General features: G+C 74.7%; 22 protein-coding genes, 1 tRNA gene and 1 pseudogene. 11 read left to right on the forward strand and 13 right to left on the reverse strand.

Annotated elements, in window-relative coordinates:
- Nucleotides 1-46: 46 nt before the first annotated feature.
- Together AB0L34_RS20900 and AB0L34_RS20905 are read right to left on the reverse strand one after the other, a co-directional pair.
- A complete protein-coding gene (locus AB0L34_RS20900; protein WP_350683209.1) occupies nucleotides 47-439 on the reverse strand; it encodes a WhiB family transcriptional regulator in 393 nt (130 codons plus the stop codon).
- Nucleotides 440-634: 195 nt separating this feature from the next.
- Nucleotides 635-1,345, reverse strand: coding sequence for an SOS response-associated peptidase (locus tag AB0L34_RS20905; RefSeq protein WP_363705943.1), 711 nt, complete (start codon nucleotides 1,343-1,345; stop codon nucleotides 635-637).
- A 101-nt stretch (nucleotides 1,346-1,446) separates the two neighbouring features.
- Between AB0L34_RS20905 and aroA the strand changes: the two genes are divergently transcribed.
- The 4 genes and pseudogenes from aroA (at nucleotide 1,447) to AB0L34_RS20925 (ending at nucleotide 5,686) form a co-directional block, all read left to right on the forward strand.
- Nucleotides 1,447-2,748: a 3-phosphoshikimate 1-carboxyvinyltransferase gene (gene aroA / locus AB0L34_RS20910; RefSeq protein WP_350703784.1), complete on the forward strand. Its 1,302-nt coding sequence runs from the start codon at nucleotides 1,447-1,449 to the stop codon at nucleotides 2,746-2,748.
- Nucleotides 2,718-3,854, forward strand: coding sequence for a ribosome small subunit-dependent GTPase A (locus tag AB0L34_RS20915; RefSeq protein WP_363705944.1), 1,137 nt, complete (start codon nucleotides 2,718-2,720; stop codon nucleotides 3,852-3,854). The genes aroA and AB0L34_RS20915 overlap by 31 nt, the downstream gene beginning before the upstream one ends.
- A gap of 28 nt (nucleotides 3,855-3,882) precedes the next feature.
- Entirely contained in the window at nucleotides 3,883-4,701 is an 819-nt protein-coding gene (hisN, locus tag AB0L34_RS20920; RefSeq protein WP_363705945.1) for a histidinol-phosphatase, read from the forward strand.
- A 59-nt stretch (nucleotides 4,702-4,760) separates the two neighbouring features.
- Nucleotides 4,761-5,686: pseudogene (locus AB0L34_RS20925) on the forward strand (hypothetical protein).
- Here the strand turns inward: AB0L34_RS20925 and AB0L34_RS20930 are convergent.
- The gene (locus AB0L34_RS20930; RefSeq protein WP_363705946.1) at nucleotides 5,641-6,840 is read right to left on the reverse strand and encodes a glycosyltransferase; all 1,200 of its coding nucleotides are present in this window, start codon (nucleotides 6,838-6,840) and stop codon (nucleotides 5,641-5,643) included. The pseudogene AB0L34_RS20925 and the gene AB0L34_RS20930 overlap by 46 nt on opposite strands.
- Before the next feature lie 213 nt (nucleotides 6,841-7,053).
- Here AB0L34_RS20930 and AB0L34_RS20935 point away from each other — a divergent pair, with 213 nt between their 5' ends.
- The 3 genes from AB0L34_RS20935 to AB0L34_RS20945 all read left to right on the forward strand — a co-directional run bounded on the left by AB0L34_RS20935 (nucleotide 7,054) and on the right by AB0L34_RS20945 (nucleotide 9,514).
- Nucleotides 7,054-8,052: an SDR family oxidoreductase gene (locus tag AB0L34_RS20935; protein WP_363705947.1), complete on the forward strand. Its 999-nt coding sequence runs from the start codon at nucleotides 7,054-7,056 to the stop codon at nucleotides 8,050-8,052.
- A gap of 59 nt (nucleotides 8,053-8,111) precedes the next feature.
- Nucleotides 8,112-8,837, forward strand: a complete 726-nt coding sequence (locus tag AB0L34_RS20940) for an ATP-binding protein (RefSeq protein WP_363705948.1) — start codon at nucleotides 8,112-8,114, stop codon at nucleotides 8,835-8,837.
- A 104-nt stretch (nucleotides 8,838-8,941) separates the two neighbouring features.
- Nucleotides 8,942-9,514 (forward strand): DUF5709 domain-containing protein, encoded by a 573-nt coding sequence (locus tag AB0L34_RS20945; protein ID WP_357462381.1) that lies wholly within the window; start codon nucleotides 8,942-8,944, stop codon nucleotides 9,512-9,514.
- Nucleotides 9,515-9,580: 66 nt separating this feature from the next.
- On the opposite strand, the gene AB0L34_RS20950 is transcribed toward AB0L34_RS20945, so the two are convergent.
- Nucleotides 9,581-10,246 (reverse strand): response regulator transcription factor, encoded by a 666-nt coding sequence (locus tag AB0L34_RS20950; RefSeq protein WP_363705949.1) that lies wholly within the window; start codon nucleotides 10,244-10,246, stop codon nucleotides 9,581-9,583.
- A gap of 42 nt (nucleotides 10,247-10,288) precedes the next feature.
- Entirely contained in the window at nucleotides 10,289-11,431 is a 1,143-nt protein-coding gene (locus tag AB0L34_RS20955) for a DUF5931 domain-containing protein (protein WP_363705950.1), read from the reverse strand.
- 120 nt (nucleotides 11,432-11,551) lie between these two features.
- On the opposite strand from AB0L34_RS20955, the gene AB0L34_RS20960 reads away from it, so the two are divergent.
- Nucleotides 11,552-12,019, forward strand: coding sequence for an ATP-binding protein (locus AB0L34_RS20960; protein WP_363705951.1), 468 nt, complete (start codon nucleotides 11,552-11,554; stop codon nucleotides 12,017-12,019).
- 126 nt (nucleotides 12,020-12,145) lie between these two features.
- Here AB0L34_RS20960 and AB0L34_RS20965 read toward each other — a convergent pair whose 3' ends face one another.
- Nucleotides 12,146-13,084 (reverse strand): ribose-phosphate pyrophosphokinase, encoded by a 939-nt coding sequence (locus tag AB0L34_RS20965; protein WP_363705952.1) that lies wholly within the window; start codon nucleotides 13,082-13,084, stop codon nucleotides 12,146-12,148.
- Nucleotides 13,085-13,175: 91 nt separating this feature from the next.
- On the opposite strand from AB0L34_RS20965, the gene glpK reads away from it, so the two are divergent.
- Entirely contained in the window at nucleotides 13,176-14,660 is a 1,485-nt protein-coding gene (gene glpK, locus AB0L34_RS20970) for a glycerol kinase GlpK (RefSeq protein ID WP_363705953.1), read from the forward strand.
- 87 nt (nucleotides 14,661-14,747) lie between these two features.
- Here glpK and AB0L34_RS20975 read toward each other — a convergent pair whose 3' ends face one another.
- Nucleotides 14,748-15,581, reverse strand: coding sequence for a phosphoribosylaminoimidazolesuccinocarboxamide synthase (locus AB0L34_RS20975; RefSeq protein WP_363705954.1), 834 nt, complete (start codon nucleotides 15,579-15,581; stop codon nucleotides 14,748-14,750).
- A gap of 166 nt (nucleotides 15,582-15,747) precedes the next feature.
- On the opposite strand from AB0L34_RS20975, the gene AB0L34_RS20980 reads away from it, so the two are divergent.
- Nucleotides 15,748-17,079, forward strand: coding sequence for an extracellular solute-binding protein (locus AB0L34_RS20980; protein ID WP_363705955.1), 1,332 nt, complete (start codon nucleotides 15,748-15,750; stop codon nucleotides 17,077-17,079).
- 31 nt (nucleotides 17,080-17,110) lie between these two features.
- Here the strand turns inward: AB0L34_RS20980 and AB0L34_RS20985 are convergent, their stop codons facing one another.
- The 6 genes from AB0L34_RS20985 to AB0L34_RS21010 all read right to left on the reverse strand — a co-directional run bounded on the left by AB0L34_RS20985 (nucleotide 17,111) and on the right by AB0L34_RS21010 (nucleotide 23,587).
- A complete protein-coding gene (locus tag AB0L34_RS20985) occupies nucleotides 17,111-17,359 on the reverse strand; it encodes a hypothetical protein (RefSeq protein ID WP_363705956.1) in 249 nt (82 codons plus the stop codon).
- Between the two features lie 171 nt (nucleotides 17,360-17,530).
- A tRNA-Met gene (locus AB0L34_RS20990) sits at nucleotides 17,531-17,604 on the reverse strand.
- Nucleotides 17,605-17,704: 100 nt separating this feature from the next.
- Nucleotides 17,705-18,658: a hypothetical protein gene (locus AB0L34_RS20995; RefSeq protein ID WP_363705957.1), complete on the reverse strand. Its 954-nt coding sequence runs from the start codon at nucleotides 18,656-18,658 to the stop codon at nucleotides 17,705-17,707.
- Nucleotides 18,648-19,157, reverse strand: coding sequence for a SigE family RNA polymerase sigma factor (locus AB0L34_RS21000; RefSeq protein WP_363705958.1), 510 nt, complete (start codon nucleotides 19,155-19,157; stop codon nucleotides 18,648-18,650). The genes AB0L34_RS20995 and AB0L34_RS21000 overlap by 11 nt, the downstream gene beginning before the upstream one ends.
- 164 nt (nucleotides 19,158-19,321) lie before the next feature.
- The gene (locus tag AB0L34_RS21005; RefSeq protein ID WP_363705959.1) at nucleotides 19,322-22,351 is read right to left on the reverse strand and encodes a UPF0182 family protein; all 3,030 of its coding nucleotides are present in this window, start codon (nucleotides 22,349-22,351) and stop codon (nucleotides 19,322-19,324) included.
- A gap of 222 nt (nucleotides 22,352-22,573) precedes the next feature.
- Complete coding sequence (locus AB0L34_RS21010; protein ID WP_357462406.1) at nucleotides 22,574-23,587, reverse strand: PDZ domain-containing protein; 1,014 nt, start codon at nucleotides 23,585-23,587, stop codon at nucleotides 22,574-22,576.
- Between the two features lie 113 nt (nucleotides 23,588-23,700).
- On the opposite strand from AB0L34_RS21010, the gene AB0L34_RS21015 reads away from it, so the two are divergent.
- On the forward strand, nucleotides 23,701-24,999 hold the full coding sequence (locus AB0L34_RS21015) for a zinc-dependent metalloprotease (protein ID WP_350703824.1): 1,299 nt from the start codon (nucleotides 23,701-23,703) through the stop codon (nucleotides 24,997-24,999).
- The last annotated feature ends 139 nt before the right edge of the window (nucleotides 25,000-25,138 follow it).

Genomic DNA, 25,138 nt, shown 5'->3' on the forward strand with positions numbered 1-25,138 from the left:
CCGGCCCGCGTGATCGCGGGCCGGCCCCGGCCGGCTCAGTCGACGGTCAGCTCAGCGGCACCAGCGTGAGCAGACGGTCCCGGACCGGCGGACCCGCCTCGTCGGCGGCGTCCGGATCCGGTTGCACCTCGTCGCGCCAGGCGACCAGCATCGCCCGCCGCTCGCGCGGGGTCGTGCCGCCCCAGACGCCGTGGCAGTCGCCCACGTCCAGCGCCCAGGCCAGGCAGGAGCCCTGCACGTCGCAACTTCGGCAGAGCGCGACAGCCGCGTCGGCCGGCTCGTTCGGCGCCGGAAAGAACGTTTCCGGGTCGACACTCTGACAGGTTCCTCTGGTCCGCCAAGCCTCGTCCTGTCGCCGCTCCCGCAACGCCCGCAGCAGTCGCGGATCTCGTCGTGCGGCGGCCACCTCGTGCGGGCGGGGCATGCGTGCCCGTGTCATCCACCCACCTCCCCCGTGGGACCGGCAAGATCGGTGAGCGTCGTCCGCCCCGTGCGAGTCGCGCCCACTACCGGCGCTGTGTTCTATCGCACTTACGGACACGGGGACAAGCCTCTACGGCAAATACGGGTAAACGAGCGGGCGACGTTTCGCCCGCAACTCTGGCAAATCACGCCCGACAATGTGCCGCCGCTGTCAGAAAAGCGTCACTTCCTCCGGCGCGGTGGCGCGGGCGAGCGGCACCCTGGCGGTCAGCTCCGGCCCGTCGTTGCGCACGTTGCCCACCGCCGGCCCCACCGGACGGATCTCGAGCCGCGCCAGCCAGTCGAGCGGGGGCGGGGCGAGCAGTCCCGCCGGCTCGTCGGTGGTCGCCAGCCACGACCCCCACCGCGGCCGGGGCAGCAGCAGCGGCATGCGCTCGTGCACCTCGGCCAACTCGCCGAGCGCGGCGGTCGTCAGCACGCTGCACGTCAGCAGCGGGCCGTCGGGCCCCTCCCAGACCGACCAGATGCCGGCGAAGGCGAGCACGGAGCCGTCCAGCGGGGTCATGTAGTACGCCTGCCTGCCCCCGCCGGGCGAGCGGACCCACTCGTACCAGCCGTCGGCCGGGACGAGGCAGCGGCGGCGGGCGAACGCGCCGGCGTACGCCCGGCTGGTGGCGACCGTCTCGGCGCGGGCGTTGATCATGCGGGCGGCGCCGGCGGGCGACCGGGACCAGGCCGGCACCAGCCCCCAGCGCCCGACCGACAGCGCGCGGTGGCCCTCCGGGCTGACCCGCACCAGCGGCACCGGGTCGGTGGGCGCGACGTTGTGGTCGGGGCCGAGCCGGCCGCCGGTCTCGTCGTGGGACTCGAACAGCGCACTCAGGTCGCCCGCGCTCCGGGTCGTCGCGTACCTCCCGCACATGCCGCACACGCTAACCCGCCGGGCGTCGCCCGGCTGTCCCGCTGGCCGGGAGCCGGGACGGTGCCGGGCGTCATCCCCGGCGGACACGGCAGAATGTAACCGTGGGGAACCTGACCGCGACCCGGCCGCCGCAGCCGTGGACCGCTCCGACCGCCTCCGACCCGGTCACGGCCACGCTGCGCCTGCCCGGCTCCAAGTCGATGACCGCCCGCGCCCTGGTGCTGAGCGCGCTGGCCAGCGGTCCCTCGACGCTGGCCGGGCCGCTGCGCGCCCGGGACACCGAGCTGATGGCCGCCGGGCTGCGCGCGCTGGGCGCGCACATGTCGATCAGCGACGACGAGCGCTGGCTGGTCCGGCCGCACCCGCTGGTCGGCCCCGCGCACGTCGACGTCGGCCTGGCCGGCACGGTGATGCGCTTCGTCCCGCCCGTGGCCGGCCTGGCCGACGGGCGGATCACCTTCGACGGCGACCCGCAGGCCCGCACCCGGCCGCTCGGCCCGCTGATCGGCGCGCTGCGCTCCCTCGGCGTGCGCGTGGACGCCCCCGCCACCGGCAGCCTGCCGCTGACCGTGCTCGGCGGCGGGCGGGTGGCCGGCGGCGAGGTGGTGATCGACGCCTCGGCCTCCAGCCAGCTCGTCTCCGGGCTGCTGCTGGCCGCCCCGCGCTTCGACCGGGGCGTGGTGGTCCGGCACGTGGGTCCCCCGGTCCCCTCCGCGCCGCACCTGCGGATGACGGTGCAGATGCTCCGGGCCGCCGGCGCGGCCGTCGACGACAGCACCCCCGACGTCTGGGTCGTCGAGCCGGGTCCGCTGGCCGGGCGCGGCTGGGAGATCGAGCCGGACCTGTCGGGCGCGGTGCCGTTCTTCGCCGCGGCCCTGGTCACCGGCGGCGAGGTGACCCTCCAGGGCTGGCCGCGCAGCAGCGCGCAGCCGGTGGAGCAGCTCCGCTCGCTGCTGCACCGGATGGGCGGCGAGGTGACCCTCTCCACCGCCGGGCTGACCGTCCGGGGCACCGGCACGGTGCACGGCCTGGACGCCGACCTCTCCGACGTCAGCGAGCTGACGCCCGCGCTGACCGCGCTGGCCATGCTCGCCGACTCGCCGTCCCGGTTCACGGGCGTCGGTCACATCCGGGGCCACGAGACCGACCGGCTGACCGCGCTGGCGCGGGAGTTCGCCGCGCTCGGCGCGGACATCACGGAGTCCCCCGACGGGCTGGAGATCCGGCCCCGGCCGCTGCGCGGCGGGGTGTTCGAGACCTACCACGACCACCGGATGGCGCACGCGGCGGCGGTGGCCGGCCTGGCCGTGCCGGGCATCGAGCTGAGCGACGTGGCGTGTACCTCGAAGACCATGCCCGAGTTCCCGGCACTATGGTCGGCGATGGTGACCGGCAAGAGCTGACACGACGGGGGGCGGTCCTGGCGACCAGACGGCGGGAGTACGACGAGGACGACGTCCGGGTACGACCCGGGAAGTCGTCGCGCCCACGTACGCGCACCCGGCCCCGGCACGCGGACGCCGTCGACGGCTTCGTGATCGCCGTCGACCGGGGCCGCTACACGTGCGTGCTGCCCGACGCGGAGCCGGACGCGCCCACGGTCACCGCCATGCGGGCCCGGGAGCTGGGCCGCAAGTCGGTGGTGGTCGGCGACCGGGTCGGCCTGGTCGGGGACACCTCCGGCGCGGCCGGGGCGCTGGCCCGGATCGTCCGGATCGCCGAGCGGACGTCGGTGCTGCGGCGCACCGCAGAGGACGACGCGACCACCGCCGAGGGGCGGCTGGAGCGGGTGGTCGTCGCCAACGCCGACCAGTTGGTGATCGTCAGCGCGCTGGCCGACCCGCCGCCGCGCACCGGGTTCATCGACCGCTGCCTGGTGGCCGCGTACGACGCCGACATCGAGCCGCTGCTCTGCCTGACCAAGGCCGACCTGGCCGGCCCCGAGGGGGTGCTCGGCTACTACGCCGAACTGGAGCTGCCGTACGTGCTGATCCGGCCGGACTCCGACCTCGACGCCCTGCGCAGCCTGCTCGCCGGCCGGATCTCCGTCATGGTGGGGCACTCCGGGGTGGGCAAGTCGACGCTGGTCAACCGGCTGGTGCCGGACGCCGCGCGGGCGGTCGGCACGGTCAGCGCGATCGGCCGGGGCCGGCACACCTCCACGAGCGCGGTGGCGCTTCGGCTGCCCCGGCTGCCCGGGGATGCAACGCACGGCGGGGACGCCGCCGCGCCGCGCCCCGGAGCCGCCGCTGGCTGGATCATCGACACCCCGGGGGTACGCAGCTTCGGGCTGGCACACGTCTCCGCCGACAGCCTGCTGCACGGCTTCCCCGACCTTGTGGAGGGCACGGTCGACTGCCCCGCCAACTGCCCGCACACGCCGGAGGCTCCCGGCTGCGGGCTGGACGCCTGGGTGGCGGCCGGCAAGGCGGACCCGCGCCGGCTGGCCTCGTACCGCCGGCTGCTCGCCTCCCGGGCGGGCGAGGGCGACCCGCCCGCCGGGGCGTGAGGCCCGGGCCGTCGGTAGGTTGGGGCACGTGACCGGGTACGCCGACGACCTCGCCCTCGCCCACCTGCTCGCCGACGCCGCCGACGCCGTCTCCACGGCCCGGTTCCGGGCGCTCGACCTGCGGGTCGACGCGAAGCCCGACCTGACCCCCGTCTCCGACGCGGACACCGCCGTGGAGCGGGAGATCCGGGCGCTGCTGGCCGCGCACCGGCCGGCCGACGGCCTGCTCGGCGAAGAGTACGGCGAACAGCCGGCCAGCGGCCCGGACGGCCGGCGCTGGGTGGTCGACCCGATCGACGGCACGAAGAACTTCATCCGCGGCGTGCCCGTCTGGGCCACCCTGATCGCGCTGCTGGAGGGGGACCGCCCGGTCGCCGGCCTGGTCTCCGCGCCGGCCCTCGGCCGCCGCTGGTGGGCCGCGCTCGGCGAGGGCGCGTACGCGGGGCCGGACGCCGCCGGCGGCGCACCCATCCGGGTCTCCGGCGTCCGGGACCTGGCGGACGCGAGCTTCTGCTACTCGTCCCTCACCGGATGGGAGTCCGCCGGCCGGCTGGACGCGATGCTCCAGCTCATGCGGGACACCTGGCGCAGCCGGGCGTACGGCGACTTCTACGGCTACATGCTGCTCGCCGAGGGCGCGCTGGACGTGATGGTGGAGCCGGAGCTGTCGCTGTGGGACGTCGCCGCGCTGGTGCCGATCGTCACCGAGGCGGGCGGGACGTTCACCGACCTGGCCGGCCGGCCCGCGCCCTCGGGCGACGCCGGCACCGAGAACAGCGCCGTGGCCAGCAACGGCCCGCTGCACGCCGACATCCTCGCCCGGCTGGGTCGGCCAGCCGAGCACTGACCTCCGGCAACCTCTATCCTCGCCAGGTGGTCTCCTCCGGGTGGTGCTTCCTCGCGGCGATGATCGTCGCGTACGGCGTCGCCAACCTGCTCCAGTCGGTGGCCGCCGCCCGCACCACCGTCCATCACACCTTCGACCCGGGGCTGCTGCTGCGGCTGGCCGGGCACCGCACCTACCTGGTCGGGCTGGCGTGTCAGGTGGCCGGGTTCGTGCTGGCCTTCCTGGCCCGGCGGGACCTGCCGCTCTTCCTCGTGCAGTCCAGCGTCGCGGCCGGGCTCGGGGTCACCGCCCTGCTCGGCGTGCTGGTGCTGAAGTGGCGGTTGCCGGCGGCCGAGGTGGCCCTGCTGGTGCTGCTCTTCGCCGGGATCTCCGCGCTGGTGCTCTCCGCCCGGCCCGCGCCGTCCAAGCCGCTCGGCACCGCCGGCATGATCACCCTGGCGGTGGCGCTCGGCGTGATCGCGGTGCTCGGCTTCTTCGCCGTACGCCTGCACGGGGCGCCGGGCTCGGTGGCGCTCGGCTCGCTGGCCGGGCTGGCGTTCTCCGCCGCCGCGGTGGCCGCCCGACCGCTGGCCTCGGCCTCCACGGCGGAGGCGCTCGTCCGGGACCCGCTGCTCTACCTGCTGATCGCGCACTCGATCGTCGGCCAGCTCCTGCTCGGCCTGGCCATGCAGCGCGGCTCGACCACGGCCGCCGTGGCCGCGATGGACGCCGCCGGGGCGGTGCCCGCCGCGATCGTCGGCCTGCTGCTGCTCAACGACAAGATCTGGCCCGGCCGGGAGTGGCTCGCCGCGGCCGGGTTCCTGGTCACCCTCGCCTCGGTCATCGGTCTCACCCGGTACGCCGAACCCCAGCACCACCACGCGGTGGCCGAGGCACGGGACCGGGCCGTGGTCGGCGTCGGCCGCCCGCTCTGAGGCACGGGGCCGGCGGGGCGCTCCCTCAGGCCGCCTCGACCGGCTTGCGGCGGCGCACCACCCGCTCGTAGAGCCGCTCCAGCGCGCCCGCCGTCCGCTCCCAGGTGTAACTGCACCGCACCCGGTCGACGGCGGCGTGCCCGTACGCGAACCGCCCGGCGTTGTCGGAGAGCAGCCGGCGCAGGGTCACGCCGAGGACGCGCACGTCGCCCGGCGGCACCAGCCGCCCGGTGACCTCGTCGACCACCGCGTCGGCGATCCCGCCCATGGCGTAGCCGACCACCGGCACGCCGCAGGCCATCGCCTCCAGCGACACCCGCCCGGCGGACGAGTAGTGCGGGGTGCAGGCGACCACGTCGGCCGAGCGGTACCAGGTGGCCATCTGCTCGTGCGGCACCGCGCCCACCAGCGTCACCTGGTCGGCCACCCCGTTCCGCTCGGCCAGCTCGCGCAGGCGGCGGGCCTCGGCGTGGCCGGCGAGCTGCTCGGCGGGCGGGCCGCCGGCGATCACCAGCTCGGCGTCGCCGACGAGCCGCATGGCCCGGATCAGGTCCTCCTGGCCGTGCCCGGCCGACAGTCCGACGGAGAGGATCCGGGCCCGCTGGTCGCGGGGCGCGGCCTCGCCGTCGGGGTGGAACTGCTCGGTGTCGACGCCGGCCGGCACCATCGCCACGGAGGCGCGTTGCAGCCCCATCCGGGTCAGCTCGTCGACCTCGTCGTTGCACTGGGCGACCGCGATGTCCACCGCCCGGGTCAGCGCCCGCTCCAGCGGGATCCGCTCGCCCGGGCCGTCGTACTGGCGGCCGAGGTGGCGCAGTTGCTCGACACCGAGGGAGTGGAAGGTCTGCACCACCGCGATGTCGGTCTCGCGCACCGCGTGCGCCGCGGCCAGTCCGCCGATCCAGTAGTGCCCGTGCACCACCTCCGGCTGCCAGTCGCCGGCCCACCGGTCGGCCAGCCAGGTGCCGAACTCGGCCACGAGGGGGACCAGCTCGGCGGTGGGGATCGGGGCGGCCGGGCCGACGGGCACCCGCTCCACCCGGTAGCCGTCGACCGTCGCCGTGTCCGGCAGGCCCGGATCGTCGCGCCGTTCGTACACCCGGACGTCGTGGCCCCGCGCGGCCAGTTCGGCGGCGACCCTCGCAATGTGCTGGTGGGTGCCGACGGTCGGAGCGTCGGCACGCCTGGGCGGGCCGGCGTGCGCGCAGACGAGGCCGACGCGCATGGGTCACCTCCATGCGATCTTCTCGAGCGGTGGTCCTCGGTCAGAGGGTCCCATTAACCAGACCCCCGGGAGCCGAAACCTGGCAGATCGGGAAGAGCCCGGCGGGTGCTTGCGCGACGGCAAGCGTCGCGGCCGAGTCACGTGTCACCCACCGACCGTCATCCGACCCACAATCGGCCGCATGACCCCTGCCAGCCGGGGTACCGCCCAGGAATGCCTCTCACCCGCAGCCTCGCCGACGCCACCGTGGTGCTCACCGGCGCCTCCAGCGGGATCGGGACGGCCACGGCGTACGCCCTCGCCCGACGCGGCACCGCCGTCGTGCTGGCCGCCCGCAGCGAGCCGGCCCTCGGGCGGGTCGCGCAGCGGTGCCGGGAACTGGGCGGGCGGGCGCTGGTGGTGCCGACCGACGTGACCGACCCGGCGGCCGTCGAGCGGCTCGCCGCGCGTGCGGTGGCCGAGTTCGGCCGGATCGACGGGTGGGTCAACAACGCCGCGGTCAGCGCGGTCGGGCTCTTCGACGAGATCCCGGTGGAGGAGTTCCGTCGGGTGCTGGAGGTGAACCTGCTCGGCGCCGCGTACGGCACCCGGGCCGCCCTGCCCCACCTCGGCGCGGCGGGGGGCGGGGTGCTGGTCAACAACGCCTCGGTGCTGGCCGAGGTGGCGATGCCCTACCAGTCGGCGTACAACGCGACGAAGCACGGCATCCGCGGCCTGGCCGACACGGTCCGCCAGGAGCTGCGGGTCACGGGGCGGGGCAACATCTCGATCTGCACGGTGCTGCCTGCCACCATCGACACCCCGTTCTTCCGGCACGCCGCCAACCACAGCGGGCGGGAACTGGTGCCGCCGCCCCCGGTCTACCCGCCGGAGGTGGTGGCGGAGACGATCGTCCGGATGCTGCGCCGGCCGCGGCGCGAGGCGTACGCCGGTGGGGCCGCCCGGCTGATCGGCCTGCAGTGGCGGGTCGCCCCGGCGCTGGCCGAACGGGCGCTCGGCTGGTACACCCAGCGCACCCAGTTCGGACCGGCCCCGCGGCTCGACAGCACCGGCAACGTCTTCCAGGCCGACGCGGCGGCGCGGCGCGACGGCGGCTGGCACGGCCGGCGGCGGCACCTGGTGCGGATGGCCGCCGCCTTCGGGCTGGCGGCGGCGGGAACGGCCGTCGGGACGGTGGCGGCGGTGGCCCGCCGAGCGCGGACGGACCGCTGATGCGCCGGGCCGAGCGGAGCGGTGCGGGGCCCGGCCCGGGAGGGCACAATGGGACGATCATGCCGACCGACGTGCGCTGCCGGGTGGAGACGGACGAGTCGTCCGGGGTGGTCCGGCTGACCGGCGTCCTCGACCGACTTGAGGTCGGCACGGTGCGCGCCGGGCTGCTCGCCCGGCTCTGCGCCCGACCCGGCCCGGTGGTGGCCGACCTGACCGGCCTGGCGATGCCCGATCCGGCCGCCCGGGGCGTCTTCGCGGAGGTGCGCCGGGAGGTCCTCGACTGGCCCGCCGCCGACCTGCTCCTCTGCGACCCGACCACCACCGTCGACGGCGCGCCGGCCTGGCCGACCCTGGAGGAGGCGATGGCCGGGCTGGCCGCCGCGCCGATGGCCGCGGTGGTCAGCGCCGACTTCCCACCCGCCGTGGAGGCCGCCCGGCAGGCCCGGCACCTCGTCACCGAGGGCTGCCGCCGCTGGGGGCTGGACGAGCTGGCCGAGCCGGGGTGCATCGCGGTCACCGAGCTGGTCGGCAACGTGGTCGCCCACGCGCACACCGCGATGACGGTGCGGCTGGCGCCCCGGGACGACACCCTGCACCTCGCCGTACGCGACCACTCGCCGCGGCAGCCGGCCTTCGCCGGGCCGGCGCCGGTGGACACCGTCGGCGGGCGCGGCCTGCTGCTGATCGACACCGTCGCCCGCCGCTGGGGCAGCAGCCGGGTGCCGGACGGCAAGGTCGTCTGGTGCGTCCTGTACGCCGCGGACGAGGCCGGCCTCGGCGGCTGACCGCCGCCCCGATCCTCCCCGTCCGTCCCGGAAGGCGACGCTTCCGCCCGGATGGCCACGCCCGGCACCGGTTACGCCGGGAGGGCAGTGGGTAGTGGTCAGCCATGCGCGACGACCAGTACCCGACCCCCGTGTCCGACCCCGAGGCGGAGGGCCTGCCCGACACCGCCGACGACGACTCGACCGCCAACGACGACGTCCTGACCGGGCGCGAGGCGGACGGACCGGAGCCGGCGCAGCTACCCGCCGACCGCACGCCGGTGGCGGTGGACCGGTACGGGACCACCGCCGAGGAGCAGCTCGACGGCGAGTCGCTGGACTACAAGCTCGACCGGGAGCAGCGCGAACGCCCGGCCGACGACCCGCTGGCCGGCCCCGTCGACCCGGACATCGCCGCCGAGGCCGACAGCGAGGAGGCCGCGGCGCAGGCCCAGCTCGACGCGGACGTGATCGACCCGGGGCCCACCTCCGACCCGGACTCGCCGGTCTCCCTCTACGACCACGGCAAGCTCGGCACCACCGCCGACGCCCAGGTCGGCCGGCTCGTCGAACCGGACGAGGGGGCGCACACCGACCAGGAGACCGACTCGGTCGCGTACGACGCCGGGTCGGCCGGCGGCGGGGCGAGCGCCGAGGAGTTGGCCATCCACGAGACGCGCCCGCCGCACTCGGTCTGAGGCGGCGCAGGGCTGTCGGAGTGTCCAGCGTTCACCCACCACGTCCAGTGCGCGGTCCGGCAGCCCTCAGTCGTCCAGGCCCCGCTCGATCGCGTACCGGGTCAGCTCGACCCGGTTGTGCAGCTGGAGCTTGCCCAGCGTGTTCTGCACGTGGTTCTGCACCGTACGGTGCGACAGCCCGAGCCGGTCGGCGATCTGCTTGTAGGACATCCCCTTGGCCACCAGGCGCAGCACCTCGGTCTCCCGGTCGGTGAGCCGGGGCGCCGGGTCCCGGCCCGCCGTCGGGGCGGCCTCGGCCGGGGCGGCGGCCAGCCGGCGGTACTCGCCGAGGACCAGGCCGGCCAGGCCGGGCGTGAAGACCGGCTCCCCCGCCGCCGTCCGGCGCACGGCGTCCAGGAACTCGGCCGGGGCGGCCGACTTCACCAGGTAGCCCGTGGCGCCCGCCTTCACCGCGTCCAGCACGCTCTGCTGCTCGCCGCTGGCCGACAGCATCAGCACCCGCACCTCCGGCAGCGCGGCGCGCAGCCCACGGATCACCTCCACCCCGGAGACGTCCGGCAGTTGCAGGTCGAGCACCACCACGTCGGGCCGGGCGGCGGCGGCCACCCGGACGGCCTGCCGGCCCTCGCCGCTGGTGGCGACGACGACGTGGCCGGCCTCGGTGAGGTCCCGGGCCACCCCTTCCCGCCACATCGGGTGGTCGTCGACCACCATCACGCGCACACCCGTCATGAGCCCATCTTCGTCCGCGACCCGCGGGGCGGGCAGACCGGCTCACTCCTCGCGCGCACCGTCGCTCCCCCTCGGGACGGTCAGTTCCACCTCGGTACCGGCACCGGGCGCGGAGGTGATCCGCACCGTGCCGCCGAGGTCGGCGAGGCGGCCCCGGATGGACCGCGCGACGCCGAGCCGCCCCTCGGCGGCGGCCTCGGCCAGGCGGCCGTCCGGGAACCCCGGCCCCTCGTCGCGGACGGAGACCGTCACCGTCGTCCCCTCGTCCTCGATCAGCACCCAGGCCCGCCCGTCCGCGTGCCGGGCGACGTTGTCCAGCGCGGCGGCGGTCGCGGCCGCCAGCTCGTGGGCCATCGGCCGGGGCAGCGGCACCGGGGTGGCCGGCGCGGACAGCGAGACCGCCGCCGAGGCGTACCGGCCGACGAGCGCCCGCAGGTCCACCGGCCCGCCGTCGGTGTCGGCGCCGGCCGGCGCGGTGCCGGCGATCAGGGCGCGCAGCGCGGCCTCCTGCTCCCCGGCGAGCCGGGCCAGCTCGCCGGCCTCGCCGTCCAGGTGGGCGCCGCGCCGCTGCACCAGGGCGAGCACCTGGAGGACGCCGTCGTGGATGTCCCGGGCCAGCCGCTCCCGCTCCCGGGTCGCCGCCTCCAGCTCCACCGCCCGGTGCAGCCGTTCCTCGGCGGTCACCGCCAGCCGGGCGACGTGCCCGACGACGGCCCCGGCGAGCAGCAGCAGGATCACCCCGGTGAGCGAGGACTGGCCGATCCGTTCGCGGGTGACGAGGTCCGCCGCGCCGACCGCCAGGGCGGCCACCGTGCCCCGACGCCGCCCGCCGGAGACGGCCCAGGCGAGCACCGGGCCGGCCAGCCAGGCCACCGCCAGGGTCGGCACCCCGGCGGCGAGCGCCGCGCGCCCGACCACCCACGGGCTGACCAGCAGGATGCCGAGGACGACCGCGAGGTCCGCGGCGAGCAGCGGCCAGCCCCGCCGGGCCGGGCGGGCGTAGCCGACGGCGGTCACCCCGGTCCAGGCCGCCATCAGCAGGACCACGCCGACGGCCGCCAGGGGGTGGGCGTACCGGTCGAAGTGCCGCAGCGCCAGCACGCAGACGTACGCCAGGGAGGCCACCCGGAACACGGCGATGGCCCGCCAGAGCGGGACCTCGAATCCACTGGGCGGCGTCGGCACGGTCGTCACGATGCCACAGCCCGCGCGACGGCCGACGCGTCGCCGGATGCACGCCGGGAAGCGCTGGCGTACGGTGGGAATTCCGCAACAGTTTCTGTGATCCGCTGTCGGGACGGGGCCATGACGAGTGCAGAATCCCCGGTACCGCGTACGGTTGTGCCCATCGAACCTTCCCTCCTGATCGCCGAAGCCTTCGACCAGGCCCAGGTGACCGAGTTGCGGCACTCGGTCACTTCCTGCGCGCACACGGCCGGGCTGGCCGGCCAGCGCCTGGACGACTTCGTGCTGGCGGTCAACGAGCTGATCACGAACGCGGTCCGGCACGGCGGGGGCCGGGGCTGGCTGCGACTGTGGCGGCAGTCGGGGCTGCTCGTCTGCGAGGTCGCCGACCACGGCGGGGGGATCAGCACGCAGCGGCTCGGCGACCGGGCCCGCCCCGCACCGGACACCGCCGGCGGGTGGGGCCTCTGGTTGGCCCAGGAGTTGAGCGACAGCATGGAGGTCGAGACCGGCGCCGCCGGCACGACCGTACGGATCAGCGCCGCCGTCGGCACCCCCGAACACATCGGCCGCCACCGCCGCGACTGACCTCCCCTCCCTCCCCCAGCTCCGAGATCTTGCACTGTCGGCCCGCGAACTGGGCGCCGTGCCCGGTTCGCCGGGGCCAGCAGTTCAGGATCGCGGGAGCGGGGAGGGGAGGGAGCGGGCGAGGGGTCAGGAGAAGAGGGCGCTGACGGACTCGCCGTTGTGGATGCGGCGCATCGCCTCGGCGAGCGCCGGAGCCACCGAGAGGACCGCCAGCTTCGGCACCCGCTTGTCGGCCGGGATCGGCACGGTGTTGGTGCAGACGATCTCCAGCACGCCCTCCTGCTCGCTGAGCCGCTGGAGCGCGCCGCTGGAGAAGAGGCCGTGCGTGCAGGCCAGCCGGATCGAGCGGACCTTCCGCTCGCGCAGGTGCTCCATCAGCTCGATCACCGTGCTGCCCTTGGCGATCTCGTCGTCCAGCACGATCACGTCCCGGTCGGCCACGTCGCCGATCACCGCGCTGATCTTGACCCGGTCGTCGCTGAACCGCTGCTTCGCCCCGGCCGCCACCGGCGTGCCGAGCCGGCGGGCGAACGCCGCGGCCTCCTTGGCGTTGCCCAGGTCCGGCGAGACCACCACCGTGTTGCTCAGGTCGTAGCGGGTGAAGTGGGTGGCCAGCTCGCGCAGCGCGTGCAGGTGGTCGACCGGCACGCTGAAGAAGCCGTGCACCTGGGGCGAGTGCAGGGTCATCGCCAGCACCCGGTCCGCCCCCGCCGAGGTGAGCAGGTCGGCCACGAGCCGCCCGCCGATGGAGATGCGCGGCGCGTCCTTCTTGTCCGACCGGGCGTACGCGTAGTGCGGCAGCACCACGGTGATCCGGCCGGCGGAGGCGCCCCGGGCCGCGTCGATCATGAGCAGCAGCTCGACCAGGTTCTCCTGCACGGGCGGGACCAGCGGCTGGATCAGGAAGACGTCGCGCTCCCGGCAGTTGGCCTGCAACTGCACTTCCAGGCAGTCGTTGGCGAACCGGGACACCCGCACCGGGTGCAGGGGCACACCGAGGTGGGCACAGATCTCGGCGGCGAGGTCGGGATGGGCGGTACCACTGAAAACGGCGATGTCACGCACGTCCGCACATCGTACGGACGGCACCCGGACCGGGCTCCGATCGGGGCCGCGCCGGTCGGCGGAGCGCGGCCGGTCCGGGTACGGTGCTGCCGTGACCCCCCAGTACGTCGCCGCCATCGACCAGGGCACCACCTCCTCGCGGTGCATCGTCTTCGACCGGGCCGGGGAGATCGTCTCCGTGGCGCAGCGGGAGCACCGGCAGGTCTTCCCCCGTCCCGGCTGGGTGGAGCACGACGCCGAGGAGATCTGGGACAACGTGGAGCTGGTGGTCCGGGAGGCGTTGCGGGCCGCCGGGACCGACGCCGCCGGGCTCGCCGCCGTGGGCATCACCAACCAGCGGGAGACCACCCTCGTCTGGGACCGGGCCACCGGGCGGCCGGTGGCCAACGCGATCGTCTGGCAGGACACCCGCACGGGGCCGCTGCTGCGCGAGCTGGCGCAGGCGTACGGCGAGGAGTGGTTCCGCTCCCGCACCGGCCTGCCGCTGGCCACCTACTTCGCCGGGCCGAAGCTGCGCTGGCTGCTGGACCACGTCGACGGGCTGCGCGAGCGCGCCGAGGCCGGCGAGGTGCTGTTCGGCACGATGGACAGCTGGCTGGTCTGGAAGCTGACCGGCCGGCACGTGACCGACGTGACCAACGCCAGCCGCACCATGCTGATGGACCTGACCACCCTCGACTGGGACCCGGAGCTGCTCGACGCGATGGGCGTGCCGGCCGCCGTGCTGCCGGAGATCCGCAGCTCCGCCGAGGTCTACGGGGAGGCGACCGGGGTGCTGGCCGGGGTGCCGGTGGCCAGCGCGCTCGGCGACCAGCAGGCCGCCCTGTTCGGGCAGACCTGCTTCCAGCCGGGCGAGGCGAAGTGCACCTACGGCACCGGCAGCTTCCTGCTGCTCAACACCGGCGCCAGCCCGGTCCCCTCCGCCCACGGCCTGCTCACCACGGTCGCCTACCGCATCGACGGCCAGCCCGCCGCGTACGCGCTGGAGGGGGCGATCGCGGTCACCGGCTCGCTGGTGCAGTGGCTGCGGGACAACCTCGGGCTGATCTCCACCGCCGGTGAGGTGGAGGAGCTGGCGGGCACCGTCGACGACAACGGCGGCTGTTACGTCGTACCGGCCTTCTCCGGCCTGTTCGCCCCGCACTGGCGCAACGACGCGCGCGGGGTGATCGCCGGGCTGACCGGCTACATCACCAAGGGGCACCTGGCCCGGGCCGTGCTGGAGGCGTCGGCCTGGCAGACCCGCGAGGTGGTCGACGCGATGAACGCCGACTCCGACGTGGCGCTGCGCCGGCTCCGGGTCGACGGCGGCATGACCGCCAACGGGCTGCTGATGCAGTTCCTCGCCGACGTGCTCGACGTGCCGGTGGTCCGCTCCCGGATCACCGAGACCACCTGCCTCGGCGCCGCGTACGCGGCCGGCCTGGCGGTCGGCTTCTGGCCGGACCTGGCGACGCTGCGCGCCCAGTGGCGCTCCGACGCGCAGTGGGAGTCGACCATGGATGCGGCCCACCGCGAGCGCGAGCTGCGCAACTGGCGCAAGGCCGTCGAGCGCACCCTCGACTGGGTCGACTGACGACACCGACCGGGCTCGTCGCGGCACGCCGCACCTCCGCCCCAGGAAAGTCCGCGGGGTGGCCGGGGTGCTGCACCGGTCGGGAAATCAGCCCCAGTGGTTGCCGGTGAGCTTCTCGTAGACGTCGACGTAGCGGGCCCGGGTCGCCTCGACCACCTCGGCCGGCACCTCGGGCGCCGGGGCCTGCTTGTCCCAGCCGCTCTCCACCGCCCAGTCCCGGACGTACTGCTTGTCGTAGGAGAACTGCGCCCGGCCCGGCTGGTACGACTCGGCCGGCCAGAACCGGGACGAGTCGGAGGTGAGCAGCTCGTCGCCGATTGTCAGGGTGCCGTCCGGCGCCCAGCCCAGCTCGATCTTGGTGTCGGCGACCAGGATGCCCCGGTCGGCGGCCAGCTCGGCGCCCCGGCGGTAGAGGTCGATGGTGATCTGGCGCAGCCGCTCGGCGGTCTCGGCGCCGACCTTGTCCACCACCTCGGCGAAGGTGATCGGCTCGTCGTGCTCCCCCACCGGCGCCTTGGTCGACGGGGTGAAGATCGGCTCGGGCAGGATGGACGCCTCGACCAGGCCGCGCGGCAGTTCCACGCCGGAGACGGCCCCGGTGCGCTGGTACTCCTTGAGGCCGCCGCCGGTCAGGTAGCCCCGGGCGACGCACTCCACGGGCACCATCTCCAGCCGCCGGCAGCGGATCGCCCGGCCGGCGAACTCGGCCGGCACGTCGGTGGCGGAGATGACGTGGTTCGGCACCACGTCGGAGAGCTGCTCGAACCACCACAGGGACAGCGCGGTGAGCAACTTGCCCTTGTCGGGGATCGGCGTCGGCAGCACCACGTCGTAGATCGAGATGCGGTCGGAGGCGACCAGGATCAGGTCGTCGCCGTCGGCGTAGACGTCCCGTACCTTGCCCGAGTGCAGAAGTTCCACGCGGCCTAGTACACCACGCGACCTGCGTACGGCCTCCGGCGGTGGCGGACGGCATCGATGCCGACGACAGCGGGTGCGGCGGTGTGGCCGGACGGACGTTGACACCCTCCCGTACCGCCTGCGTGAATGATCCGGCCGCCGCCCACCCGGTCCGCCAGGAGACTCCGTGCCCGCTCCCCGCTCCCCGCTGCCCCGTCACCGGGCGGACCCGGGCCGGCGGCGGGTGCTCGCCGCGCTGCTGGGGGCGCCGGTGCTCGCCGCCGGCGGGCTCACCGGGTGTAGCGAGGAGCAGGCGGCCCCGACGGAGAGCGGCCCAGTCGAGCTGTCGGTCTTCTGGTACGGCGGGGCGAGGCGGGCCGCGCTCACCGAGCAGGTGCTGCGGCTCTACACGGACCGCAACCCCCACGTCGGCTTCCGGATCACCTGGCAGGGCGTCGACGGCTACTACGACCGGCTGGCCACCCAGGCTGCGGGCGGCAACGTGCCCGACCTGATCCAGGTCGACGACAGCATGCTCGCCGAGTACGCCCGCCGCGAGATCGTCCTGGACCTCACCGGGTACGTCGCCGACCACCGGCTGGACCTGCGGAGCCTGCCGCCGGGCCTGGTCCGTTACGGGCAGGTCGACGGGCGGACGGTGGGCGTCGCGGCGGGGCAGACCGCCGCCGCGCTGGTCCACAACCGCACGCTGCTGCGCCGGCTGGGTGTGCCCGAGCCGGGCGACGGGATGACCTGGCCGGAGTACGTCGCCTGGGCGCGACGGGTCACCCGGGCCAGCGAGGGCCGGGTGGCCGGCACGATGGACGCCTCCGGCGACTACCGCGCGTTCTGGCACTGGCTGCGCGGCCAGGGCGGCGAGCTCTACCGGGGCCGGCAGCTCGGCTTCGACGCCGACGCGCTGGTCGAGTGGTTCGAGCTGTGGCGGCGCGCCCGGTCCGACCGGGCCACCCCGAGTGCCGCCCTGGTCGAGCAGGCCGACAGCGGCGAACCGGGCCGGCAGTTGGTGGTCACCGGCGCCGCGGCCGCCTCCTTCGCCTGGTCGCACCAGCTTCCGGAGCTCCAGCGGCTCACCGGCGCCGAGCTCGGCCTGGCCGCCCTGCCCGGCCCGCCGGAGGCGCAGTGGGCGCGGGCGTCGATGTTCTGGGCGGGCTTCCGCGGCACTCGGCATCCCGCCGTGGTGGCGGACGTGATCAACTTCCTGACCGGCAACGGCGAGGTGGGCGCGGTGCTCGGTCACGAACGGGGGCTCAGCCCCAGCCTCGCCGTTCGCCGCTACGTGGAGGGCAGCATCACCGACCCGGCGCAGAAGCGCGCGGCGGCGTTCGGCACCGCGCTGGACGACCGGTTGGGGCCGGCACCCAGCCCGCCACCGCAGGGCCATCCCCGGGTGCGCGCGCTGCTGCTGGAGGCCGCCGAGAGCATCCGCAGCGGGGCGGCCGGCAGCCGGGCGGCGACGTCGCGCTTCATGGCCAGGGCGGAAGCCGCCCTGGCCGGATAGCGGCCGTCCGGCAGGCGCCGACCCGTCCGGCTCAGCGCGGCGGGCCGCCGCGCCGGTTGCGCATCATCCGCAGCACCAGGAAGACGATCACGGCGACCACCACGAGGCAGCAGAGCAGGCTGAGGAAGCCGAAGCCGCCACCGCGGCGTCGCCGCGCGGCCTCCACCACCAGCTCACCCGTGCCGGTGGACGCCCAGGCCGCGACGGGCACGAACACCGACAGCACGACGGCACCGAGGACCGTGCTGAGCCGGCCCCACCACTTACCGAAGGAAGACATGCTGACATCCTCGCCGACAACCGCAACCCTGGCACGCCGGTCGGCGGGCAACCCGCCCGCAGGGTCCGGACCGGCGCGGGCGGACCCGGAGACGCCGGAAGACCCCGGAGCTGCCGAAAGACCCGGAAACGCCGGAAGACCCGGAGATCGTCTCCGGGTCTTCCGCGAGAGTAGCGGGGACAGGATTTGAACCTGCGACCTCTGGGTTATGAGCCCAGCGAGCTACCGAGCTGCTCCACCCCGCGTCGGCTCGTATACCGTATCTCACCACCCCCGGCCGCCGCAAAACGACCCGCGAGCGGGGCGGTCCGGGCCGCGGCGCCGCCGCCCGGACCGCCGTACGGCTCAACCCAGCCAGTCCTCGATCGCGTCGACCGCCCGCCGGCTGTCGGCGTCGACCTGGGACCGCTCGGCGGAGGTGCCCTCCCAGCCCTGTTCCCAGAGCACGGTCACCACGTTCCCGACCCGGATCGCCCGGATCAGCCGGACCTCCTCGCCGCCCGTCGGCTCGCCCTCGACGCCCCGCCCCGGCGTCCGGATCTCGAACAGCACCGAGTCGTCGCCGAATCCGCCGTCGGCCAGCAGCCGCACCCGGGACGTCGACGGGTTGCCGCCGCTCACGCCCGGCTGCTCGGGGCAGGCTCGCACCGCCGCCCGCAGCTCACGGAGGAAGTCGTCGGCCCGGCCCCGACGGTAGACCGTGACGCTGTGCGCGTAGCTGCCGTCGGGGACGTACCCCTGCGGGGTGCGGGGCAGCTTGTAGGCGAGGTTCCGGGTGCGGCGCTGCACGATCCCGGCGTCGCTGCCGTACCGGGCGTCGCAGAGCCCCGGCAGCGCCGCGGTGTCGCGGAAGACCGGGTCGATGCCCGTCCGGTTCGCGGCCGCCTGGACGAAGAAGGCCCGGTCCGGGACCGAGGTGGGCGTACGCGGCGGCGGGGCGCCGGTGCTCCCCGCCGTCGTCGCGGGCGTGCCCCTCGCCGAGGGCGTGCCCGTCACCGACGGCGCGCCGGTCGGCGTGCCCGTCGCCACCGAGGACGGGGACGGGGTGGGCGCCGGGGCGGTCGCCGGCGGTGCCGGGGTGCCGGCGGGCGGCGGGAGGGGGGTGGCGTCCCCGGCCAGCACCAGCCGGGTGCCGGTCGCCAGCCCACCGGCCAGCAGTGCCGTCGCGAGCGCGGCGCCGGTGATCCGGACCCGGGCCCGCCGGTCGGCGCGCCGCCGCACCCGGTCGGGGGCGGCCAGGGTGCGGCGGTCGGCGTCCTCGGCGAGCGACCGGTAGAGATCGGACAGTTCACGCGACATCGTTCGCCTCCAGATCCTCGACGGACAGGTCGGGCAGCAGCGTGGCCAGCCGGGCCCGCCCCCGCGCCAACCAGGACTTCACGGTGCCCGTGGGCACCTGCGTCTCCCGGGCGATGTCCTGCACCGACATGTCGAAGAGGTAGTGCAGGGCGAGCGCCTGCCGCTGGGCGGCCGGCAGTTGGCGCAGCGCGCCCACCAGCAGCACGCCCTCCTCGCCCGGCGGCGGCACCTGCTCCGGCGGCCCCGTACGGCTCAGCGTCGCGCGCCAGCCGTGCAGCCGGCGCCACCGGTCGGTGGCCAGCCGCGCGACCACGAGCCGCAGCCAGGCCTCCGGCGCCGGGTGGGTGGTCAGCCGGCCCCACTGCCGCCAGGCCCGGGCGTACGCCTCCTGCACGAGGTCCTGCGCCTCGGTGTGGTCGCCCACCACGGCGTAGCCGTAGCGGAGCATCCGCCGCGAGGTGCTCCGGTAGAACTCGTCGAAGCTTGTTGCGTCCCTCATCTCCCGACCACGCTCCCCCGGCCGTTCCCGCCTCTTGCAGGGAAGACGGCGTCAGGAGGGGGCGGGTTGCGGGGGTCCGGCCACCGGTCGGGAAAGCGACAGCGCCCCCGGCGCCGGGAACCGGATCGGTCCACGGGCCGGGGGCGCTGCGGCGGATTGCCTGGTCAGCCGCTCGGCGTCGGTGCGGCGCTGCCGCTGGCCGCCGGGGACGCCGGCGGGCTGCCGCTGGGCGTGGCGCCCGGCGCCGGGGTGGTCGCCGCCCGCTGGGCCTGCTGGAAGGCGGTGAGCGCCTCGTCCAGCGCCTTCAGCGCGCGCCCGTACCGCTCGAAGTCGCCGGACGCCTGCGCGGCCCGGACCTCCGTGATGGCGGTCTGGACCCGGTTGGCCGCCTCGGCCAACTCACCGGTCAGCGCGGGCGGCGTGCCGCCCGGCGGGGTGCCGCCCGGCGGCGTGCCGCCGGTCGGTGGCGGCGCGCCCGGGGTGGCGGCCTGCTTGCCCTGCTCGACGAGCTGCTTGATGCCGTCGGCGACGCTGTTGGCCAGCACTACGTAGGAGCCGCCGTCGCCGTAGGACATCAGCACCCGCTGCAACAGCGGCGGCGCGTTCTGCGCGGCGGTCTTCACGTAGACCGGCTCGACGTAGAGCATGCCGTCGCCGAACGGCAGGGAGAGCAGGTTGCCGTACTGCACCTGCGCCTGCGCGGACTGGAGCAGGTTGAGCTGCTGCCGGATGTTGCCGTTCTGGGTCATCGACTGGTGCACCTGCACCGGCCCGGAGACCCGGGTCTGGTCGGGCAGGTCGAGCACCTCGAGCTTCGGCTGCCCGTCCACGTACGACCCGGAGATCAGCGCGGCGAGGTTCTCCCGGCCGTTCGGGGTGACCGCCGAGGTGAGCTGGAAGCGTGCCGACTCCTGGCCGGGGAACTGCGTGAACAGGTAGTACGGCGGCTGCTTCTGGCCGGTGTCGGGGGCGTCCGGCACGTTCGGCACCTGCCAGAAGTCCTGCGCCGAGTAGAAGTCGCCGGGGTCGGTCACGTGGAACCGGGTCAGCAGGTTGCGCTGTACCTTGAACAGGTCGGACGGGTAGCGGAAGTGCTCGGCCAGCTCCACCGGGGTCTCCGACTTCGGCACCACCAGGTCGCCGCCGAACGCCTTGTTCCACGCCTTGAGCACCGGGTCGGTCTCGTCGAACTCGTAGAGCCGGACGGTGCCGTCGTACGCGTCGACGGTGGCCTTGACCGAGTTGCGGATGTAGTTGACGTTCTCCCGGGCGAGCTGGAACGTGCCCCGCCCCGTCAGCTCGTCGGCCGTCTGCTCCTGGAGGTTGATCCGCTCGGCGTACGGGTAGGTCGCCGCCGTGGTGTAGCCGTCGATGATCCACTGGATCCGGCCGTCCACCACCGCCGGGTACGGGTCGCCGTCCAGGGTCAGGAACGGGGCGACCTTCTCCACCCGGTCGCGCGGGTTGCGCACGTAGAGCAGCTTCGAGTTGTCGTTGACCGCGTCGGAGAGCAGGAAGTTCGACTCCTGCTCCTTGATCGCGTAGAGCAGCCGGCGGGTGAACGAGCCGATCTCGACGCCGCCCTCACCGGTGTAGGTGTAGGACTCGCCACCCTCGCCGACGGGGCGGTCGAACTCCGCCTTCCGCTCCGGGTCGGTCTGGCCGACGATCGCGTAGTCGCCCTCGTCCATCCGCTCGCCGTAGTAGATCCGGGGCTGCTTCGCCGGGATCTGCTCGGTCTGCGCGGCGCACTGCTCGTTCGTCTGCGCCTGGCCCTGCTGCTGCTTCTGCTGTTCCTGGGGGTCGCCGAGGAAGCCGGAGACGAAGAACGGCTGGCCGCCGCAGACCACCCGGCTGCCCGGCGCCGCCACCAGCCCGTAGCCGTGGGTGTAGACGGTGTGCCGGTTGATCCAGGTGTTCTGCTGGGGGGTCAGCTGCCGGTAGTTGACCTCGCGGAGGCCGACCACGTAGTCCTGCACCTTGCCGTTGACCGCGTACCGGTCGACGTCCAGCTTCTCGCCGAAGTCGTAGAACTGCCGGACCTGCTGGCGCTGGGTGTAGGTCTCCGAGACCAGTTGCGGGTCGAGCAGCCGGATGTTCGGCACCACGGAGGTGTCCGTGGCCAGGCTCGCCGGCGGGGTCAGGTTGTTCGCCGCGTACGGCGTGGTGGTCACCGACTCCAGCCCGAACGCCGCCCGGGTGGCCTTGATGCTGCGATCGATGTAGGGCGCCTCCTTCTCCTTGGCGCTCGGCTTGACCTCGAAGGTCTGCACCGCCCAGGGGTAGATGCCGCCGATGGCGACCGCGGAGACGCCGAGCAGGGCGAGCGAGATGCCGGGCCAGACCAGGTTCCGCATCCACGCGTTGGAGAAGACGATGATCGCGATGGCCACCACGATGGAGATGTACGCGAGGATCTCCTTGGCCGGCAGCAGCGCGTTGACGTCGGCGTAGCCGGCACCGTAGACGTTGGCGCCGTCGTTGTACTCCAGCAGCATCGCCCGCCGGTCCAGCACGTACGCGATGGCCTTGAGCAGGACGAACACCGCGACCAGCGTGCTCAGGTGGGCCCGGGCGGCGTTGGTCATCCGGTCGCCGACGCCCTGGAGCCGGACGCCGCCGAAGATGTAGTGCACGGCCAGCGCGCCGACCACGGACAGCACCACCGCGGTGAAGCCGACCCCGAGCAGGTAGCGCCAGAACGGCAACTGGAAGACGTAGAAGCCGATGTCCACCCCGAACTCCGGGTCCTCGACGCCGAAGTCCCCGCCGTTGCGGAAGAGCAGCCACTGGTTCCACCGGCTCTGCGCCGACAGCCCGGCGAAGAGGCCGACCACGCCGGCGACCAGCGCGATCCACAGGCCGAGCCGGGGGCTCAGCAGCATCCGGTAGCGCTCGAGGGTGGCCTGCTCCGGCGAGTGCGGCCGCATCCGGGGGCGCAGCCGGTGGGCCAGCCAGAGGTTCCCGCCGACGATCACGGCCATGCCGAGGCCGACGGCAAGGAAGAGCAGCAACCGGGTCGCCAGCACGCCGGTGAAGACCTGCGTGTAGCGGACCTCGTCGAACCACAGCCAGTCCGTCCACGCCTGGACACCCCAGCCGAGCAGGGTGAAGAGCACGAACACCCCGACCAGCACACCGATCGTGACGCGTCCGCGTCGGCTCATCCTCGGCAGGGGGCTGCTGCTACGCATGACCACTGTTGGCTCCGCACGCTCGATGTGATCGGCTCCGACCAGGCACCCAGAGTACGGGGTGTTCCTGAACGTGTCGGTCCAAGGTCACGTGGCGACCACGCGGAGCCGCCCCGCGCCGGCCGACGGCGCTCGTCGCGGCGACCGGGTGCGTACCTGATCGGCGCGCTCCTCCGGCGCGGCGGGGTCGGCGGCGGCGGCGGAACCGGCCGCGTGCGGCGGTCAGCAGCGGGTCGGCTGTCCGCCGGCGCGCAGCGTCTCCAGGGCGGTCAGCGCCTCGTCCAGCGAGCCGACCCGCAGCAGCGGCAGGCCGGGCTGCGGGTTGCGGACGGCCTCGGCGCAGTTGTCCGCCGGCACCAGGAACGCCACCGCGCCGGCCTCCTTCGCGCCCACCAGCTTCTGCGCGATGCCGCCGATGGGACCGACCCGACCGGCGTCGTCGATGGTGCCGGTGCCGGCGATGATCTTCCCGCCGGTCAGGTCCTCCGGGGTCAGCTTGTCCACGATGCCGAGGGCGAACATCAGGCCGGCGCTCGGCCCGCCGATGTCCTCCAGGTCGATGCTGAGGGTGAACGGGTGCGGCTGCTGCTGCTCGATCTCGATGCCGATGCGGGGCCGGCCGTCCTGCTCCCGGCTGGTCACCTTCGCCGTGGCGGCGGCGCCGCCCCGGGTGTAACCGATCTCCAGCGCGGTCCCGGCGGGCTTGGCCCGGACCAGCTCGGTGAGCCGGGCGGCCACCGGCACTGGCTGCCCGTCCACCGAGGTCACCACGTCGCCGGGCTTGAGCACGCCGGCGGCCGGGCCGTCGGCGGCCACGGTCTTGACCACCACCTGGACCGGGTACCCCAGCTCGCTCAGCGCCGCGGTCTCCGCGCTGGTCTGCGAGACCTTGAAGTCCTCGGCGTTGCGCTCGTCGACCTCCTCGCGGCTCTCCCCGGGCGGGTAGACCAGCTCGCGCGGCACGACCGCCTCGTCGTCGGAGAACCAGCCCTGGATCGCCGAGCGCAGCTTGACCGTGGGCTGCACCCCGACCGTGGTCAACCGAAGCTGCCCGGCGGACGTGGAAGTCTCCCGGCCGCTGACCTGGATGACCTCCTTGCCGTTCTCCTTGCCCAGCGTGTTCACGGTCGGCCCGGGGCCGAGCACCACGTACGGGATGGGCGCGCCGAGCACGCCGATGCTGAGCAGGGTGGTGAGCAGAGCACCGAGCAGGACGGTCACGCCACGACGTCTCATGCGGCAGAGCGTACCGACCGGGGTGGGACGCCCCGGCGGGCGAACCGCGACTTCGCCCTCAGCGGAACGCCAGCGGCGGCGACCTGGGGCGCGGCGCGCGTACCGTAGACGTCGTGCCTGATATTCCGTTCGGTTTCGCGCTCCCGGGTGGGCAACCACCAGACCCCAACGATCCCGCGCAGATGCAGCAGTTCATGTCGCAGTTGCAGCACCTGCTCTCTGCGTCGGGCAGCGGGCCGGTCAACTGGGACCTGGCCCGGCAGGTGGCCGCCAGCCAGCTCGCCGCCGCCGGTGACCCGGCGGTCTCGCCCTACGAGCGCAACGCGGTGGAGGAGGCGCTGCGGCTCGCCGACCTCTGGCTGGAGCCGGCGTCCGCCCTGCCCTCGGGCATCCAGACCTCGGTGGCCTGGAACCGCAACGAGTGGATCTTCAAGACCCTCGACGTCTGGCGCAAGCTCTGCGACCCGGTGGCCAGCCGGATGGTCGGCGCGATGGGCGACCTGGTGCCGCCGGAGGCGCGCGCCCAGCTCGGCCCGATGCAGTCCATGGTCGCCACCCTCGGCGGCGCGCTCTTCGGCGGCCAACTCGGCCAGGCGCTCGGCTCGCTCGCCGCGGAGGTGCTCTCCGCCGGCGACATCGGGCTGCCGCTCGGCCCGGCCGGCACGGCCGCGCTGATCCCCGCCAACATCCGGGCGTACGGCGAGGGCCTGGAGCTGCCGGAGGACGAGGTCCGTCTCTACGTGGCCCTGCGCGAGGCCGCCCACCAGCGGCTCTTCCAGCACGTGCCGTGGCTGCGCGGGCACGTGCTCAGCGCCGTGGAGATGTACGCCGCGGGCATCCGGGTCAACCGGGAGGCAATCGAGGAGGCGATGGGCCGGGTCGACCCGACCGACCCGGAGTCGATGCAGGCGATCGCGCTGGAGGGCATCTTCACCCCAGAGGACAGCCCGGCGCAGAAGGCGTCCCTGGCCCGGCTGGAGACCGCCCTGGCCCTGGTGGAGGGGTGGGTCTGCCACGTGGTGGACAGCGCGGCCGGCGGCCGGCTGCCCAGCGTGGTCAGCCTGGGCGAGGCGTTCCGCCGGCGCCGGGCGGCCGGTGGCCCGGCCGAGCAGACCTTCGCGGCCCTCGTCGGCCTGGAACTGCGCCCGCGCCGGCTGCGCGAGGCGGCGGCGCTCTGGGCGGCGCTCACCGAGCACCGGGGCATCGCCGGCCGGGACGCCCTCTGGGGCCACCCCGACCTGCTCCCCTCGGACGCCGACTTCGCCGACCCGGTGGCCTTCGCGATGGCCCAGTTCGACCTCAGCGAGCTGGAGAGCTTCGACTTCAGCGCGCCGGGCGGCCCGGAGGAGAAGGCCCCGGGCGAGCCGGAGCAGCGCCCGGACGACACCGAGGGCGGCGACGCCCGCCCCTGACCCCGTAACCACGCACGCGTGCCGCCCGACCTGCCCGGGTCGGGCGGCCCGCACGGTCGGCGCCGCCCGCGCGGCGCGGCCGTGGCCCCTCTACGCGGAGCTACCGTGGCCCCACCTCGCGGTGCGACCGTGGACCCTC

Origin of the sequence: Micromonospora sp. NPDC052213 (genome assembly GCF_040679695.1) — a bacterium.
In the GTDB taxonomy this organism is placed as follows: domain Bacteria; phylum Actinomycetota; class Actinomycetes; order Mycobacteriales; family Micromonosporaceae; genus Micromonospora.